16 protein-coding genes are annotated in these 17,218 nt (G+C 53.9%); 10 read left to right on the top strand and 6 right to left on the bottom strand.

Annotated features, from left to right (window positions below):
- Positions 1 to 19: 19 nt before the first annotated feature.
- The 4 genes from clpX to bolA all read right to left on the bottom strand — a co-directional run bounded on the left by clpX (position 20) and on the right by bolA (position 4,256).
- Complete coding sequence (gene clpX, locus BJ885_RS00830) at positions 20 to 1,294, bottom strand: ATP-dependent protease ATP-binding subunit ClpX (RefSeq protein WP_023310570.1); 1,275 nt, start codon at positions 1,292 to 1,294, stop codon at positions 20 to 22.
- 126 nt (positions 1,295 to 1,420) lie between these two features.
- Complete coding sequence (gene clpP / locus BJ885_RS00825; protein WP_010428105.1) at positions 1,421 to 2,044, bottom strand: ATP-dependent Clp endopeptidase proteolytic subunit ClpP; 624 nt, start codon at positions 2,042 to 2,044, stop codon at positions 1,421 to 1,423.
- A gap of 260 nt (positions 2,045 to 2,304) precedes the next feature.
- Positions 2,305 to 3,603: a trigger factor gene (tig, locus tag BJ885_RS00820; protein WP_023310569.1), complete on the bottom strand. Its 1,299-nt coding sequence runs from the start codon at positions 3,601 to 3,603 to the stop codon at positions 2,305 to 2,307.
- A gap of 335 nt (positions 3,604 to 3,938) precedes the next feature.
- Positions 3,939 to 4,256: a transcriptional regulator BolA gene (gene bolA / locus BJ885_RS00815; protein WP_021241655.1), complete on the bottom strand. Its 318-nt coding sequence runs from the start codon at positions 4,254 to 4,256 to the stop codon at positions 3,939 to 3,941.
- A 305-nt stretch (positions 4,257 to 4,561) separates the two neighbouring features.
- On the opposite strand from bolA, the gene BJ885_RS00810 reads away from it, so the two are divergent.
- From BJ885_RS00810 to BJ885_RS00775, 8 genes are all read left to right on the top strand, one after another.
- Positions 4,562 to 5,140 carry a lipoprotein gene (locus BJ885_RS00810; RefSeq protein WP_023310568.1) on the top strand — a complete coding sequence of 193 codons (579 nt, stop codon included), beginning with the start codon at positions 4,562 to 4,564 and terminating at the stop codon, positions 5,138 to 5,140.
- A gap of 46 nt (positions 5,141 to 5,186) precedes the next feature.
- Positions 5,187 to 6,662 carry a muropeptide MFS transporter AmpG gene (gene ampG / locus BJ885_RS00805; RefSeq protein ID WP_121930971.1) on the top strand — a complete coding sequence of 492 codons (1,476 nt, stop codon included), beginning with the start codon at positions 5,187 to 5,189 and terminating at the stop codon, positions 6,660 to 6,662.
- Positions 6,663 to 7,139: 477 nt separating this feature from the next.
- Positions 7,140 to 8,087 carry a cytochrome o ubiquinol oxidase subunit II gene (gene cyoA, locus BJ885_RS00800; protein ID WP_014882770.1) on the top strand — a complete coding sequence of 316 codons (948 nt, stop codon included), beginning with the start codon at positions 7,140 to 7,142 and terminating at the stop codon, positions 8,085 to 8,087.
- A gap of 16 nt (positions 8,088 to 8,103) precedes the next feature.
- Positions 8,104 to 10,095 (top strand): cytochrome o ubiquinol oxidase subunit I, encoded by a 1,992-nt coding sequence (cyoB, locus tag BJ885_RS00795; protein ID WP_014168864.1) that lies wholly within the window; start codon positions 8,104 to 8,106, stop codon positions 10,093 to 10,095.
- Positions 10,085 to 10,699: a cytochrome o ubiquinol oxidase subunit III gene (locus BJ885_RS00790; protein WP_023334703.1), complete on the top strand. Its 615-nt coding sequence runs from the start codon at positions 10,085 to 10,087 to the stop codon at positions 10,697 to 10,699. The genes cyoB and BJ885_RS00790 overlap by 11 nt, the downstream gene beginning before the upstream one ends.
- Positions 10,699 to 11,025 carry a cytochrome o ubiquinol oxidase subunit IV gene (locus tag BJ885_RS00785; protein ID WP_006176899.1) on the top strand — a complete coding sequence of 109 codons (327 nt, stop codon included), beginning with the start codon at positions 10,699 to 10,701 and terminating at the stop codon, positions 11,023 to 11,025. The genes BJ885_RS00790 and BJ885_RS00785 overlap by 1 nt, the downstream gene beginning before the upstream one ends.
- A gap of 11 nt (positions 11,026 to 11,036) precedes the next feature.
- Positions 11,037 to 11,924, top strand: a complete 888-nt coding sequence (cyoE, locus tag BJ885_RS00780; RefSeq protein WP_013095848.1) for a heme o synthase — start codon at positions 11,037 to 11,039, stop codon at positions 11,922 to 11,924.
- Between the two features lie 149 nt (positions 11,925 to 12,073).
- Positions 12,074 to 13,435 carry an MFS transporter gene (locus BJ885_RS00775; RefSeq protein WP_023310566.1) on the top strand — a complete coding sequence of 454 codons (1,362 nt, stop codon included), beginning with the start codon at positions 12,074 to 12,076 and terminating at the stop codon, positions 13,433 to 13,435.
- A 32-nt stretch (positions 13,436 to 13,467) separates the two neighbouring features.
- Here BJ885_RS00775 and BJ885_RS00770 read toward each other — a convergent pair whose 3' ends face one another.
- A complete protein-coding gene (locus tag BJ885_RS00770; protein ID WP_023334701.1) occupies positions 13,468 to 13,959 on the bottom strand; it encodes a YajQ family cyclic di-GMP-binding protein in 492 nt (163 codons plus the stop codon).
- 121 nt (positions 13,960 to 14,080) lie between these two features.
- Here BJ885_RS00770 and panE point away from each other — a divergent pair, with 121 nt between their 5' ends.
- Both panE and yajL read left to right on the top strand, forming a co-directional pair.
- Positions 14,081 to 14,992: a 2-dehydropantoate 2-reductase gene (panE, locus tag BJ885_RS00765; RefSeq protein WP_121930970.1), complete on the top strand. Its 912-nt coding sequence runs from the start codon at positions 14,081 to 14,083 to the stop codon at positions 14,990 to 14,992.
- Complete coding sequence (yajL, locus tag BJ885_RS00760) at positions 14,955 to 15,545, top strand: protein deglycase YajL (RefSeq protein WP_023310563.1); 591 nt, start codon at positions 14,955 to 14,957, stop codon at positions 15,543 to 15,545. Before panE ends, yajL begins: the two co-directional genes overlap by 38 nt.
- A gap of 67 nt (positions 15,546 to 15,612) precedes the next feature.
- Here the strand turns inward: yajL and thiI are convergent, their stop codons facing one another.
- The gene (gene thiI / locus BJ885_RS00755) at positions 15,613 to 17,061 is read right to left on the bottom strand and encodes a tRNA uracil 4-sulfurtransferase ThiI (RefSeq protein ID WP_045887927.1); all 1,449 of its coding nucleotides are present in this window, start codon (positions 17,059 to 17,061) and stop codon (positions 15,613 to 15,615) included.
- Between the last annotated feature and the right edge of the window lie 157 nt (positions 17,062 to 17,218).

Below are 17,218 nucleotides of genomic sequence, written 5' to 3'. Positions count from 1 at the left end.
GCTTGTATGATTTGGTTAATTATTCGCCAGATGCCTGCTGCGCTTCCGGTTTGCCGTAAATCAGCAGCGGCTTGGTTTGGCCGCTAATCACGGACTCGTCAATCACCACTTTCTCAACGTCTTCCATCGACGGCAGATCGTACATAGTATCGAGCAGTGCCGCTTCAACAATTGAACGCAGACCACGCGCACCGGTTTTACGGACCATCGCTTTCTTGGCAATAGCATCCAGCGCTTCGTCACGGAATTCCAGATCAACGCCTTCCAGATTGAACAGCGCCTGATACTGCTTGGTCAGCGCATTTTTCGGCTCTTTCAGGATCTGGATCAGCGCGTCTTCGCTCAGCTCATTCAGCGTTGCCACTACCGGCAGACGGCCGATGAATTCAGGGATCAGACCGAATTTGATCAGATCTTCCGGTTCAACCTGAGACAACAGTTCGCCTTCGTTTGGTTTTTCGGACGTCGATTTCACCGTTGCGCCAAAACCAATGCCGGAGCCGGTTTCAACACGGTGGGAGATGACTTTGTCCAGACCAGCAAACGCGCCGCCACAGATGAACAGGATCTTGGAGGTATCAACCTGCAGGAACTCCTGCTGCGGGTGTTTACGACCACCCTGCGGCGGAACGGCGGCAACCGTACCTTCGATCAGCTTCAGCAGTGCCTGCTGTACGCCTTCACCCGATACGTCACGGGTAATGGACGGGTTGTCAGATTTACGGGAGATCTTGTCGATCTCATCGATGTAAACAATCCCGCGCTGGGCTTTCTGTACGTCGTAATCGCACTTCTGCAGCAGTTTCTGGATGATGTTTTCGACGTCCTCACCCACATAACCGGCCTCGGTCAGGGTGGTGGCATCCGCCATCGTGAACGGAACATCAAGCAGGCGCGCCAGGGTTTCAGCCAGCAGCGTTTTACCGGAACCGGTTGGGCCGATCAGCAGAATGTTACTTTTACCCAGTTCTACGCCATTGCTGGTGTCGCCGTTACGCAGACGTTTGTAGTGGTTATAGACCGCTACCGCCAGCACTTTCTTGGCCTGCTCCTGTCCGATGACGTAGTCGTCAAGGTGATGACGAATTTCATGCGGCGTTGGCAGCGCGCTGCGCTCACGGTGCGGTGCGACTTCTTTAATCTCTTCGCGAATGATGTCGTTACATAAATCGACACATTCGTCGCAGATATACACGGACGGCCCGGCAATCAGTTTACGCACTTCATGCTGGCTTTTGCCGCAAAAAGAGCAGTACAGCAGTTTGCCCGAACCATCTTTGCGTTTATCTGTCATGAGTCCAAACCTCTTTTTAAGTTCTTTGTGCCGCACATGACGACGCAAATGCCATTCTAAGACGCAAGCTGCAATCAGCAGCGTGCCGCCCTACCTTAGTATAGCGGCACACTCGCGTCGCGGGCATCAATTACGATGGGTCAACACGGAGTCGACTAAGCCGTACTCAACTGCCTCTGGAGCAGAGAGGAAGCGATCGCGCTCGGTATCGCGCTCAATCTGCTCGAGTGGTTGACCCGTATGCTGCGCCATAAGTTCATTCATGCGCGCTTTTACTTTCAGAATTTCGCGGGCGTGGATTTCGATATCCGTCGCCTGCCCCTGGTAACCGCCCAGCGGCTGGTGAATCATCACGCGGGAATTTGGCAAGCAGAAACGCTTACCTTTCGCCCCTGCTGTTAGCAGGAATGCGCCCATAGATGCAGCCTGACCCATACAGATAGTGCTTACATCAGGCTTGATGAATTGCATGGTGTCATAAATGGACATACCTGCTGTAATCACGCCACCCGGGGAGTTAATGTACAGGTAAATGTCTTTTTCCGGGTTTTCCGCTTCCAGAAACAGCATCTGCGCCACGATCAGGTTAGCCATATGGTCTTCCACCTGGCCAGTCAGAAAGATAACGCGTTCCTTGAGCAGACGGGAATAGATATCAAAAGAACGCTCACCACGTGAGGTCTGTTCAATAACCATTGGCACCAGAGCCATATGGGGTGCAAAGTTATCTCGTTCGCCACTGTATGACATTTCCGTCTCCTGGATCAAAATTGAAAACACCTGCTGTACTGATTGTAACCTTACGGACGGATTATCAGCCAGTCTCATTCATCATGATTACGTACTTATGGGGTTCACAGTGCCCTATTTCAAGCATAACAACCTTTTGTTGTTACGCTAACACCGAAAGGGCGTTTTAGCACTCTTCCTGGGCTATCGCTGCGATAAAAAAAACCCGCTGCCGCAAGGCAACGGGTTTTCTGTTCAAACTTTAAACCGTTGGGGCGAAATTACGCCTGCTGGTTCATCAGTTCGTTGAAAGAGGTCGCTTTTTCGGTCACTTTCGCTTTCGCCAGTACCGCTTCAACAGCCTGCTCTTCCAGGGCAACGTTGCGCATGTTGTCCATCAGTTCTTTGTTCTTACCGTAGAACTCGATCACTTCTGATGGATCTTCGTATGCAGAAGCCATCTCTTCGATCAGGCCTTTCACACGCTCTTCGTCAGCTTTCAGCTCGTGGGTACGAATCACTTCGCCCAGCAGCAGGCCAACAACAACGCGGCGTTTCGCTTGCTCTTCGAACAGCTCGCGTGGCAGTTCCATCGCTTGCTGCTGGTTGCCACCGAAACGCTGTGCAGCCTGACGGCGCAGAACGTCGATTTCGCTGTCGATCAGGGCAGCAGGAACGTCGATTTCGTTGGCTTTCACCAGACCTTCAATCGCCTGAGATTTCACACGGTTACGCACCGCGCCGTTCAGTTCGCGTTCCATGTTCTTACGCACTTCGGTACGCAGACCCGCTACGGAACCATCTTCCACGCCGAAACGCTTGATGAATTCCTCAGTCAGTTCTGGCAGTTCGCGCTCTTCAACTTTCTTCAGGTTGATAGCGAACTTCGCTGCTTTCCCTTTCAGGTTTTCAGCGTGGTATTCTTCCGGGAAGGTCACGTCGATGGTGAACTCTTCGCCAGCTTTGTGGCCTTTGATACCGTCTTCGAAGCCTGGGATCATACGACCCTGGCCCATAGCCAGTACGAAGTCAGATGCTTTACCGCCTTCGAACTCTTCGCCGTCTACGGAACCGGTGAAGTCGATGGTGACACGGTCTTCAGCGTCAACAGCGCCTTCTTTCTCTTTCCAGTTCGCCTGCTGCTTACGCAGGGTATCCAGCATGCCGTCAACGTCTTCGTCAGTCACGGAAACAACTGGTTTTTCAACTTCGATTGATTCCAGACCTTTCAGCTCAACTTCCGGGTACACTTCGAACTCTACGGAGTAGGTGAAGTCTTCGCCCAGTTTGTATTCGCCTGGAACGTAGTTCGGCGCGCCGGCCGGATTGATTTTTTCTTTGATGATCGCATCAATAAAGTTGCGGCTCATCAGTTCACCCAGCACATCCTGACGCACGGAAGCGCCATAACGCTGAGCAACAACATTCATTGGTACTTTGCCCTTGCGGAAGCCGTCAATACGTACTTTTTTTGCTACGTTGACCAGCTCGCTTTTCACAGCAGTTTCGATGCTGTCAGCAGCGATAGTAATCGTTACACGGCGGCCAAGGCCTTGAGTGGTTTCAACTGAAACTTGCATCTTGTTACCTCAAAAAAATCACAGTGCTCGGTCAACTCTGAATCTGTCTGTTATACCGGGATGCTCTCTTAGTGCAGATTCACATTCCCTGTCGCCAGAATCATCCCGAAGACATTCAATAAGACGCGGCATTATAGCGGCATCACTTAGGTGAGTCGAGAACGGTTGGGGCATGTTGCTGCGGCTTTTTTCACATTTTAAGGCTATTTTTTGCCTTAAAATCGCACCATCTGCTCAAAACTCAAACAAAACAAAACAAAACGGCCCGGAGGCCGTTTTGAGGAAATCTGTAAGCAACATACTGGAAAAGCTCCAGCCGTTGCAAATCCGATTTATCAGGCGATAGTGCCTGCACCGCGACAGGGCGGCGATGCGAAAACCGTATCCTGCAAGCCTTCCCATTCCTTAATGGTATAGGTATGCAGTGCAAGCGCATGCACGGTCGTGGAGAGTTCTTCCGTCAAGGTGCTGTAGATCAAGCGGTGTCGATTCAGGAAACGTTCTCCCGTGAAGCGATCGCTAACCAGAACCACTTTAAAGTGGCTTTCAGAACCTGCCGGCACGTTATGACGATAGCTTTCGTCGACGACTTCGAGGAACACAGGGTTGAACGCTGCCCTTAATTTATCTTCTATATGCTCACGTATCATCATGAAATTACTCCTCCGACAACGCCAGGATGTCACCCATCCCTTTAAATGTTAGCCGCTTTTACCGTTTCCATTACACCTTGACAACAAATATTTAGCTTTCGTCTGATTTTCTCATTCATACGAATGAAGTTCACTGTGAGACTCATACGTTTTGTCATACACGGATTGGGAAAAAGGGTGATCTGGTCAGTTTTCGGACAAGGCGATGAATTTACATGCGTTGACCACTTCCCCTCGCCGTTGGCGATGTTATGATGGCGGCAATTTTTCTCTTTATATGCTTACGATTCGTTGAGAACCCGAAAATGTTAAAAAAACTCTTCTTTCCGTTGGTAGCCCTTTTCATGCTGGCAGGCTGCGCTACCCCGCCTACCACTATTGATGTCTCACCAAAAATCACCCTGCCTCAGCAGGACCCAAGCCTGATGGGCGTCACCGTGAGCATTAACGGTGCCGATCAGCGTCAGGATCAGGCGCTGGCTAAAGTGACCCGCGATAACCAGCAGGTTACCCTCACCGCGTCCCGCGACCTGCGCTTCCTGCTCCAGGAAGTGCTGGAGAAACAGATGACCGCTCGCGGCTACATGATTGGCCCAAGCGGCGCGGTCGATCTGCAGATCATCGTCAACAACCTGTACGCTGACGTGTCTCAGGGCAACGTGCGCTACAACATTGCGACCAAAGCGGATATCGCCATCATTGCCACCGCGAAGAATGGCAACAAGATGACCAAAAACTACCGCGCCAGCTACTCTGTTGAAGGTGCCTTCCAGGCTTCTAACCAGAACATTGCTAACGCCGTGAACAGCGTGCTGACCGACACCATCGCCGATATGGCGCAGGACACCAGCATTCACGACTTCATCAAGCAAAACGCGCGTTAATCCCGCTCTCTGACCCGGTGTATCACCGGGTCAGTTTTATAAAAACATGTCCAGCCATTACTTACGCATTTTCCAGCAACCGAAATCAGCTATCCTGCTGATCCTCGGCTTCGCCTCGGGTTTACCCCTCGCACTCACTTCCGGCACGCTACAGGCATGGATGACGGTCGAGAACATCGATCTTAAAACCATCGGTTTCTTCTCGCTTGTCGGCCAGGCCTATGTCTTTAAGTTCCTGTGGTCTCCGGTCATGGATCGCTATACGCCGCCTTTCCTCGGGCGTCGACGCGGCTGGTTAGTGATGACGCAGATCCTGCTGCTGCTGGCCATTGCGGCGATGGGATTTCTTGAACCCACCACCCAGCTTCGCTGGATGGCCGCGCTTGCGGTGGTGATTACCTTCTGTTCCGCCTCTCAGGATATCGTATTCGACGCCTGGAAGACGGACGTGTTACCAGCGGAAGAGCGCGGCGCCGGTGCGGCAATCAGCGTGCTGGGCTATCGCCTCGGGATGCTGGTCTCCGGCGGGCTGGCGCTGTGGCTCGCCGACCGTTACCTCGGCTGGCAGGGCATGTACTGGCTGATGGCCGCCCTGCTGATCCCCTGCATTATCGCGACGCTGTTCGCGCCCGAACCGAGTGACGTCATCCCGGTTCCCCGCTCGCTGGAGCAGGCCGTCGCCGAACCGCTCCGTGACTTCTTTGGCCGCAACAACGCCTGGCTGATCCTGCTGCTCATCGTCCTTTATAAGCTGGGCGATGCCTTTGCCATGAGTTTGACCACCACCTTCCTGATCCGGGGTGTCGGTTTTGACGCCGGTGAAGTGGGTGTGGTGAATAAAACGCTGGGGCTGTTTGCGACCATCGTCGGCGCGCTTTATGGCGGCGTATTGATGCAGCGCCTGACGCTGTTTCGCGCGCTGCTGATTTTCGGCATCCTTCAGGGCGCCTCTAACGCAGGCTACTGGCTGCTGTCGATTACCGACAAACATACGATCAGCATGGCCGCGGCGGTGTTCTTCGAAAACCTCTGCGGCGGCATGGGCACAGCGGCGTTTGTTGCCCTGCTGATGACTCTGTGCAACAAGTCGTTTTCCGCCACCCAGTTCGCTCTGCTCTCGGCGCTCTCCGCCGTTGGCCGCGTGTACGTTGGCCCGATTGCCGGCTGGTTCGTGGAAGCCCACGGCTGGCCAACATTTTATCTCTTCTCGGTCGTGGCTGCCGTACCGGGAATTTTATTGCTGCTGGTCTGCCGTCAGACGCTGGAATATACCCAGCGGACGGAACACTTTATGCCGCGCACCGAATATCACCGCGCCTACCGTTTTGCGCTACGTCTGTTAATGGCGGGCTGCATTGCTCTGGTGCTCTGGCTTGTGGTGCTTATTATCAATGCCAGCACCTCTCTGGTACTCCCTTTCGAAGCCCTTCTGCTGGACGCAGGCGCCCTGCTGGCTATCGCCGGGATCCTGATCGGAGGTCTGCTCGATTTCATGGCGTTGCGTAAAACGCAGATGACCTGAAGAAAAATGCGAAAGGTTATTTCCCGTTGTAATCACTAAGCGAAATTATAACGGTGAAATAGCCGCCAACCGCAAAAAAAATATTTGTTGTTTTGTGCGGGATAGGATTTGGAAATTATTGACTCCCATTCCAAAACGCTATTTTTCATTAAACGATTCAGCATGCGAGAGTTTGATTTTTCGTTTTTTATATGTCTTTTTATTGATAATTAATTGTTAATTTTTTGTTTATTTTCAACAATGGTTATACCAATTGTCCCTTTTAGGGTATGCTTGGGGGCCCTTTCGTTATAAAGCCCACGCCATGCGGCTTCGGTCATAAAAACCGACATAATTTGCAACACTTGTGACATGTGCGGCAGAACCCGGTAACACCTTCCTGACACAGGCCTAATGATGTTTACAGTAATGTAACCTTCCCGTAAAATGCCCGCACACTTTAAACGCCACCAGACTCCGTGGAATTGAGGTCGTTAAATGAGACTCGGGAAATACAATAAAAGTTTGGGATGGTTGTCATTATTCGCGGGCACTGTATTACTCAGTGGCTGCGATTCTGCACTACTAGACCCCAAAGGACAGATTGGACTGGAACAACGTTCACTGATATTGACGGCTTTTGGCCTGATGTTGATTGTGGTTATTCCTGCCATTTTGATGGCTGTTGGTTTCGCCTGGAAGTATCGTGCGAGCAATAAAGATGCGAAGTATAGCCCTAACTGGTCACACTCCAATAAAGTGGAAGCTGTGGTCTGGACGGTTCCTATTCTGATCATCCTGTTCCTTGCCGTACTGACCTGGAAAACCACTCACGCACTTGAGCCAAGCAAACCGCTGGTTCACGATGAGAAACCTATTACCATTGAAGTGGTCTCCATGGACTGGAAATGGTTCTTCATCTATCCAGAGCAGGGTATTGCTACCGTGAATGAAATCGCCTTCCCGGCGAACACTCCGGTTCAGTTCAAAGTGACCTCCAACTCCGTAATGAACTCCTTCTTCATCCCACGTCTGGGTAGCCAGATTTACGCGATGGCCGGTATGCAGACCAATCTGCACCTGATCGCGAATGAAGCAGGCACCTATGATGGTATCTCCGCCAGCTATAGCGGCCCGGGCTTCTCAGGTATGAAGTTCAAAGCTATTGCGACGCCAGACCGTGCCGCTTTCGACCAGTGGGTTGAAAAAGCGAAGCAGTCTCCAAACACCATGTCTGACATGGCGGCGTTCGAAAAAGTGGCTGCACCAAGCGAATACAACAAGGTGGAGTACTTCTCTAATGTGAAACCAGATTTGTTCAAAGACGTTATTGGCAAATTTATGGATCACGGCAAGAGCATGGACATGACCCAGCCTGAAGGCGAGCACAGCGCGCACGAAGGTATGGAAGGCATGGACATGAGCCACGCGGAAACCGCTCACTAAGGGGCCGAGGAAGAAAATGTTCGGAAAATTGACACTGGATGCAGTGCCCTACCATGAACCGATTATCGTGGTTACGGTGGCTGCAATTATCATTGGTGGCGCGGCCTTACTGGCCCTGATCACTTACTTCGGTAAGTGGAGCTACCTGTGGAACGAGTGGCTGACTTCGGTTGACCACAAAAAACTCGGTATCATGTACTGCATCGTCGGTATCGTCATGTTAATTCGTGGCTTTGCGGATGCGATCATGATGCGTAGCCAGCAGGCACTCGCTTCTGCGGGTGAAGCCGGCTTCCTGCCACCGCACCACTACGATCAGATCTTTACCGCCCACGGCGTTATCATGATCTTCTTCGTGGCGATGCCGCTGGTTATCGGTCTGATGAACGTTGTCGTTCCGCTGCAAATCGGCGCGCGCGACGTGGCGTTCCCGTTCCTGAACAACCTGAGTTTCTGGTTCACGGTTGTCGGCGTTATCCTGGTTAACCTGTCACTGGGTGTGGGCGAATTCGCGCAGACCGGCTGGCTGGCTTACCCGCCGCTGTCAGGAATTGAGTACAGTCCGGGCGTTGGCGTCGACTACTGGATTTGGGCGCTTCAGCTCTCCGGTGTCGGTACTACCCTGACCGGTATCAACTTCTTCGTGACCATTATCAAGATGCGTGCCCCAGGCATGACCATGTTCAAGATGCCGGTATTTACCTGGGCATCTCTGTGCGCCAACATCCTGATTATTGCCTCCTTCCCAATTCTGACCGTCACCATTGCGCTGCTGACCCTGGACCGCTACCTGGGCACCCATTTCTTCACGAATGATATGGGTGGCAACATGATGATGTACATCAACCTGATTTGGGCCTGGGGTCACCCGGAAGTGTACATTCTGGTTCTGCCTGTGTTCGGTGTGTTCTCCGAAATCGCGGCAACCTTCTCGCGTAAACGTCTGTTTGGTTACACCTCTCTGGTGTGGGCAACCGTGTGTATTACCGTTCTGTCGTTCATCGTTTGGCTGCACCACTTCTTCACCATGGGTGCGGGCGCGAACGTAAACGCCTTCTTCGGTATTACCACCATGATTATCGCCATCCCTACCGGGGTGAAGATCTTCAACTGGCTGTTCACCATGTATCAGGGCCGTATCGTGTTCCACTCAGCGATGCTGTGGACTATCGGCTTCATCGTTACCTTCTCCGTAGGTGGGATGACCGGCGTACTGCTGGCGGTACCAGGTGCTGACTTCGTTCTGCACAACAGCCTGTTCCTGATTGCGCACTTCCATAACGTTATCATCGGTGGCGTGGTCTTCGGCTGCTTCGCTGGCGTAACCTACTGGTGGCCAAAAGCGTTCGGCTTCACGCTGAACGAAAAATGGGGTAAACGCGCGTTCTGGTTCTGGATCATCGGCTTCTTCGTCGCATTTATGCCGCTGTACGTGCTGGGCTTCATGGGTATGACCCGTCGTCTGAGCCAGCAGATCGATCCGCAGTTCCACCCAATGCTGATGGTTGCAGCGGGCGGTGCGGTGCTAATTGCCTGTGGTATCGCGTCTCAGCTGATTCAGTTCTACGTGTCTATTCGTGACCGCGACCAGAACCGTGACCTGACCGGTGACCCATGGGGTGGCCGTACGCTGGAGTGGGCGACCTCTTCTCCACCTCCTTTCTATAACTTTGCCATCGTGCCGCAGGTTCATGAACGCGACGCATTCTGGGAAATGAAAGAAAAAGGTGAAGCGTACAAGCAACCTGCTCATTACGAAGAGATCCACATGCCGAAAAACAGCGGTGCGGGCATTGTGATTGCCGCCTTCGCAACGGTATTTGGTTTCGCAATGATCTGGCACATCTGGTGGATGGCGATTGTTGGCTTCGCCGGCATCGTAATCAGCTGGATTGTGAAGAGCTTTGACGAGGACGTGGACTACTACGTACCAGTCCGTGAAGTTGAGAAGCTGGAAAACCAGCATTTCGACGAGATTTCTAAAGCGGGGCTGAAAAATGGCAACTGATACTCTGGCGCACTCAACTGCCCACGCGCATGAGCATGCGCACCACGATACAGGACCGACCAAAGTCTTCGGTTTCTGGATCTACCTGATGAGCGACTGCATTCTGTTCTGCTGTCTGTTCGCGACCTATGCCGTTCTGGTGAACGGCACGGCGGGCGGCCCGGCTGGCAAGGACATCTTTGAACTGCCGTTCGTTCTGGTTGAAACCGCACTGCTGTTATTCAGCTCCATCACCTACGGCATGGCGGCTATCGCCATGTACAAAAACAACAAGAGCCAGGTTGTGTCCTGGCTGGCGTTGACCTGGCTGTTTGGTGCTGGATTTATCGGGATGGAAATCTATGAATTCCATCACCTGATTCTGGAAGGTTTCGGTCCGGATCGCAGTGGCTTCCTGTCAGCGTTCTTCGCGCTGGTCGGTACCCACGGTCTGCACGTGACCTCTGGTCTGATCTGGATGGCGGTACTGATGTTCCAGGTATCCCGTCGCGGCCTGACCAGCACTAACCGTACCCGTATCATGTGCCTGAGCCTGTTCTGGCACTTCCTGGACGTGGTGTGGATCTGTGTGTTCTCTGTTGTATATCTGATGGGGGCGATGTAATGAGTCATTCAAACGATCATGGCGCTTCCCACGGTAGCGTAAAAACCTACATGACAGGTTTCATCCTGTCGATCATCCTGACGGTGATCCCGTTCTGGATGGTGATGAGCGGTTCTGCGTCTAAGCCGGTTATTCTGGGTGCAATCCTGGTGACCGCGGTGATTCAGATTCTGGTGCATCTGGTTTGCTTCCTGCACATGAACACCAAGTCCGATGAAGGCTGGAATATGACCGCCTTTATCTTTACCGTGATTATCATCGCTATCCTGGTAGTCGGTTCCATCTGGATTATGTGGAACCTCAACTACAACATGATGGTTCACTAAGAGCGGCGAGTATGTTTAAGCAATACCTGCAAGTAACGAAACCAGGCATCATCTTTGGCAACCTGATCTCCGTGATCGGAGGGTTCCTGCTGGCCTCTAAGGGCAGCATTGATTACACCCTCTTTATCTACACGCTGGTCGGTGTGTCACTGGTTGTTGCGTCCGGTTGTGTATTTAACAACTACATCGACATGGATATCGACAAGAAGATGGAAAGGACCAAAAATCGGGTGCTGGTGAAAGGCCTGATCGCCCCTTCCGTCTCGCTGGTGTACGCCACCTTGCTGGGTATTGCTGGCTTTATGCTGCTGTGGTTTGGTGCTAACCCGCTGGCCTGCTGGCTGGGGGTGATGGGGTTCGTGGTGTATGTGGGCGTCTACAGCCTGTATATGAAACGCCATTCCGTCTACGGCACGCTGATTGGTTCTCTCTCCGGCGCTGCGCCGCCGGTGATTGGCTACTGCGCGGTCACGAACGAGTTCGACAGCGGTGCGCTGATCCTGCTGGCTATCTTTAGCCTGTGGCAGATGCCGCACTCCTATGCCATCGCGATTTTCCGCTTTAAGGATTATCAGGCAGCGAACATCCCGGTTCTGCCGGTCGTGAAGGGCATTTCAGTTGCCAAGAACCACATCACGCTGTACATCATCGCCTTTGCCGTGGCAACGCTGATGCTCTCTCTGGGCGGTTACGCTGGATACAAATATCTGGCGGTAGCGGCCGCGGTGAGCGTCTGGTGGCTCGGTATGGCGCTGCGCGGTTACAAAGTGGAAGATGACAAAGTCTGGGCGCGCAAACTGTTTGTGTTCTCGATTGTGGCCATCACCTCGCTGTCCGTGATGATGTCCGTGGACTTCATGGTGCCAGATTCACACAACCTGCTGACTTACGTCTGGTAAGCCAAAACAGGTGAATAAAGGGGTGCTTCGGCACCCTTTTTTATTCACTGAATCGACTAATAACGCATGTAATATTTGTTAAATAACCCTTTATTTACCCCGCCCCTTCCCCGCACTACACTATGGCCTGCTTTTGAACTGAGGTGGTAATGAACGATTATAAAATGACGCCAGGCGAGCTACGCGCGACCTGGGGCTTAGGGACTGTCTTCTCGCTACGGATGCTTGGCATGTTTATGGTCCTGCCTGTTCTGACCACGTACGGTATGGCGCTGCAGGGGGCCAGCGAGGCGCTGATTGGGCTCGCGATCGGCATCTACGGCCTGGCGCAGGCGGTATTCCAGATCCCGTTTGGCCTGCTCTCTGACCGGGTGGGTCGAAAGCCGCTGATCGTCGGCGGGCTGCTGGTCTTTGTGCTCGGAAGCGTGATTGCCGCCCTCTCCCACTCCATCTGGGGGATTATTCTCGGTCGCGCTCTGCAGGGTTCCGGCGCGATTGCCGCCGCGGTGATGGCGCTGCTGTCAGACTTAACCCGCGAGCAGAACCGCACCAAAGCGATGGCGTTCATCGGCGTGAGCTTTGGCGTGACGTTTGCGATTGCCATGGTGCTGGGCCCCATCATTACGCACACGTTGGGTCTGCACGCCCTGTTCTGGATGATTGCCGTGCTGGCAACCATCGGTATTGCCTTAACCCTTTGGGTCGTGCCGGACAGCAAGAACCACGTTCTGAACCGTGAATCGGGGATGGTAAAAGGCTGCTTCAGCAAAGTGATTGTCGAGCCACGCCTGCTGAAGCTGAACTTTGGCATTATGTGTCTGCACATCCTGCTGATGTCGACCTTTGTCGCCCTGCCCGGCCAGCTTGCCGCTGCGGGTTTCCCGGCGGCTGAGCACTGGAAAATCTATCTGGTCACGATGCTGATTTCGTTTGTCTCCGTCGTGCCGTTCATCATCTACGCCGAAGTGAAGCGCAAAATGAAGCGCGTCTTCGTGGGCTGCGTGGCGGTCCTGCTGATTGCCGAAATTGTGCTCTGGGGTGCCGGTCCGCACTTCTGGGAACTGATTGCCGGCGTACAGCTGTTCTTCCTGGCCTTTAACCTGATGGAAGCGCTGCTGCCGTCGCTGATCAGCAAAGAATCCCCCGCCGGGTATAAAGGTACCGCGATGGGCATCTACTCCACCAGCCAGTTTCTCGGCGTGGCGATCGGCGGCTCGCTCGGCGGCTGGGTGGACGGCCTGTTTGATTCACAAACCGTGTTTCTCGCCGGTGCGCTATTGGCAACAGTCTGGCTGCTGGTCGCCAGCACCATGAAAGAGCCGCGCTACGTGAGTAGCCTGCGCGTGGAAATCCCGGATGATGTGGAAATCAGCGATATGCTTAAGCAGCGTCTGGAAGCCAAAGAGGGTGTGACAGAAGTGCTCATCGTCCCGGAAGAGCGCAGCGCTTACGTCAAAATAGACAGTAAAATGACCAACCGCTTCGAAGTCGAGCAGGCGCTCAAAGCGTGAAAAAAAGCCCGGTTAAACCGGGCTTTTTTATATTAATCGCGGAAGTTTTTAAACTGGAACGGTTGCCCCAGATCGCCGCCGCGCACCAGCGCCATTACGGACTGGAGATCGTCGCGGGACTTACCGGTCACGCGAATTTCTTCGCCCTGGATCTGCGCCTGCACCTTCAGCTTGCTGTCTTTAATGAGCTTAACGATCTTCTTCTGCACCGCGCTCTCGATGCCCTGCTTCAGCTTGGCTTCAACAAACCAGTTTTTACCGCTGTGCACAAACTCTTCAGGCACGTCCAGAGACGTCCCTTCGATGCCGCGCTTTAACAGCTTGGCACGCAGAATGTCGAGCAGCTGATTCACCTGGAAATCAGACTCGCTCAGCACCTTAATGGTCTTATTTGCGTCGTTCAGCTCAAACGACGCCTCAACGCCGCGAAAATCGAAACGTGACTCAACTTCGCGGGTTGCGTTCTCAACGCCGTTGCGAACTTCCTGGATATCAACTTCGGAAACAATATCGAAAGATGGCATCTTTTCTTCTCCCTTCACTTTTGTTGCGTTGCATAATACCCGCTACGAGGCATAACTCAACAGAAGCTTAGCTGTATAATTAAGCTGTAACACCTGGCGCAGTTGCAGGTGAGGAGGAACAATGAAAATTACGGTGCTCGGATGCGGAGCGCTTGGTCAGCTGTGGCTGACCGCGCTGTGCAAGCACGGACATGAGGTTCAGGGCTGGCTGCGCGTGCCCCAGCCCTACTGCAGTGTAAACCTGATTGGTGAAGACGGAAGCATCTTTAACGAATCCCTCACCGCGAACGATCCTGACTTCCTGGCGCAAAGCGACCTTTTACTGGTGACGCTCAAAGCGTGGCAGGTCTCAGACGCGGTAAAAACGCTGGCCGCGCAGCTCCCCCACACTTCGCCCATACTGCTGCTGCATAACGGCATGGGGACGCTTGATGAGCTGAAAAACGTCCCGCAGCCCCTGCTGATGGCGACGACCACGCACGCTGCACGTCGCGACGGCAACATCATCGTGCATGTCGCCAGCGGCGTGACGCACATCGGCCCCGCCAGAACGCAGGATGGAGATTACAGCTATCTTGCCGATGTACTGCAGAAGGTGCTGCCGGACGTCGCCTGGCACAACAACATCCGCCCTCAGCTGTGGCGCAAGCTGGCGGTAAACTGCGTGATCAATCCGCTGACGGCACTGTGGGACTGCCCGAACGGTGAACTGAAAAATCATCCGCAGGACGTTGCGGTTTTGTGTGCGGAAGTCGCGGCGGTCGTTGAGCGGGAAGGCCTGCATACCTCGGCCGACGATTTACGCTGCTATGTCGAGCAGGTCATTGAGAGTACAGCAGAAAATATCTCCTCAATGCTGCAGGACGTTCGGGCATTACGCCACACGGAGATCGACTACATCACCGGCTATCTGCTAAAACGCGCCCGCGCGCACGGTATCGCCGTGCCGGAAAACGCCCGTCTGTATGACCTGGTTAAACGTAAGGAGAGTGAATATGAGCGCGTCAGCACTGATCTGTCTCGCCCCTGGTAGCGAAGAGATGGAAGCGGTCACCACCATTGATTTGATGGTGCGCGGCGGCATTAAGGTCACCACCGCCAGCGTCGCCAGCGACGGCAATCTGGCAATCACCTGTTCACGCGGGGTGAAAATCCTCGCGGATGCCCCCCTTGTTCAGGTGGCTGACGGCGATTACGACATCATCGTGCTGCCCGGCGGCTTAAAAGGCGCGGAATGTTTTCGCGACAGCCCGCTGCTGGTCGAGACCGTGCGTCAGTTTCATTTATCCGGCCGCATCGTCGCGGCAATCTGTGCCGCCGCCGGAACGGTTCTGATTCCGCACGATATCTTCCCCATCGGCAACATGACCGGCTTCCCGGGGCTTAAGGATACAATCCCGGAAGAGCACTGGGTGGATAAACGCGTCGTCTGGGATCCGCGCGTCAACCTGCTGACCAGCCAGGGGCCAGGCACCGCGATTGATTTTGGTTTAAAGATTATTGACCTGCTGGTCGGGCGCGAGAAAGCGTACGAAGTAGCGTCATCGCTGGTGATGCCGGCGGGAATTTATAATTACTATGAATAGGTGTTCTCCCTCTCCCTGTGGGAGAGGGCCGGGGTGAGGGCATCAGGCCGCACTCCCCGGCTAGAAACTACGGGCGATACACCTTCACATTCGCAAAGCCCTGCTCGCGCAGATACAGCGCCTGCAGGCGGCTCATCACCCCGCGCTCGCACCACAGCAGATAGGTTTTGCTCTTGTCGAGATCGCCAAACTTCGTGCTCAGCTTGTAGAACGGCAGAGAAACCACCTCCACGCCTTCGACGTTCAGCGGGCTGGCGTCCTGTTCATCAATAGAACGAATATCCACAATCACATCGCTGGCACCAAAACCGCTCACGGTTTCAACTTCAACGACTTCCTGCTCGGTCTGCTGGGCAATCTCGCGGATGTCGATGTTGGAGGCTTCCTCCACCACTTTTTCCAGAATGCTGAAATCGAAGTTCTCTTCTTCCGCTTCGATCTTCGCCTTCACCGCCTTCACCGTTGGGCTTTTTGAGATCACGCCGCAGTATTCCGGCATGGTGCGGGCAAAATCTTCGGTGCCGATTTCGCGCGCCAGGTCGATGATGTGCTCTTTGTCGTGGGAGATCAGCGGGCGCAGGATCAGCGTATCAGACACGTTGTCGATCAGACGCAGGTTGGTCAGCGTCTGGCTGGAGACCTGGCCCAGCGCTTCGCCTGTGACCAGCGCCTGCACGCCGTAGCGTTCAGCCACTTTGGACGCCGCACGCACCATCATGCGCTTCAGCACCACGCCCATCTGGCCGTCGTCCACTTTTTCGAGGATTTCGCCGACCACGGGTTCGAAGTTGATCGCCACGAAACGCACGCGGTGGGAGCTGCCGAAGCGGTTCCACAGGTAATGCGCGACCTGACGAACGCCGATTTCGTGCGCCGCGCCGCCCAGGTTGAAGAAACAGTAGTGCACGCGGCAGCCGCGACGCATCAGCATATAGCTGGAGACGCCGGAGTCGAAGCCGCCGGAGATCAGGGACAATACGTCTTCCTGGGTGCCAATCGGGAAGCCGCCGATACCTTCATAGCGCCCTTTCACCAGCAGCAGGCGATCGTTTTCGATCTCCAGGTTCACGGTCACGTCCGGGTTGGTCAGACGAACGCGAGCCGTTTCAACGTGCTGGTTCAAACCGCCGCCGACGTAACGCTCCACTTCAATGGAGCTGAATTCGTGCTTGCCGCGACGCTTCACGCGCACGCAGAAGGTTTTGCCTTCGATCTGATCGCGGTACTGGACCAGCGCTTTCTCGAAGATGTCGTGCATATCGCTGAACGGAACATCTTCCACTTCCAGGATATGGTGGATCCCCGGAATACGGGTCAGCGCGTCGCGAATATCCTGACGTTTGTTTTCGTCTTTGGCGCGCACTTCAACGTGGTCCCAGTGGCGCACCACGGCGAGGGTTTCGTCGTAGTGCTTTAATACGTTACGAATGTTCCCGGTGAGAATTTTAATAAAGCGCAAACGCACAGATTGGCTTTTGATGGTGATTTCAGGGAACAATTTAATGATAAACTTCATGGCGGCAATGTTTCTTAGGCAAGCGTGTTAAGGCTTGTAATGGAAAAGAGTACAGCAGCCCACACCCGTGGCTGCATCCAGGCGCGCAAGTATACCACCATCGCGCCGCTCCTGTGCACATTGCGCGTTATTTGATAATTGCCCTGAGTCCGTTACC

It is taken from the genome of Enterobacter sp. WP_7_1 (assembly GCF_003688535.1).
GTDB lineage: Bacteria > Pseudomonadota > Gammaproteobacteria > Enterobacterales > Enterobacteriaceae > Enterobacter > Enterobacter asburiae.
This window is presented reverse-complemented; position numbering and strand designations above follow the sequence as displayed.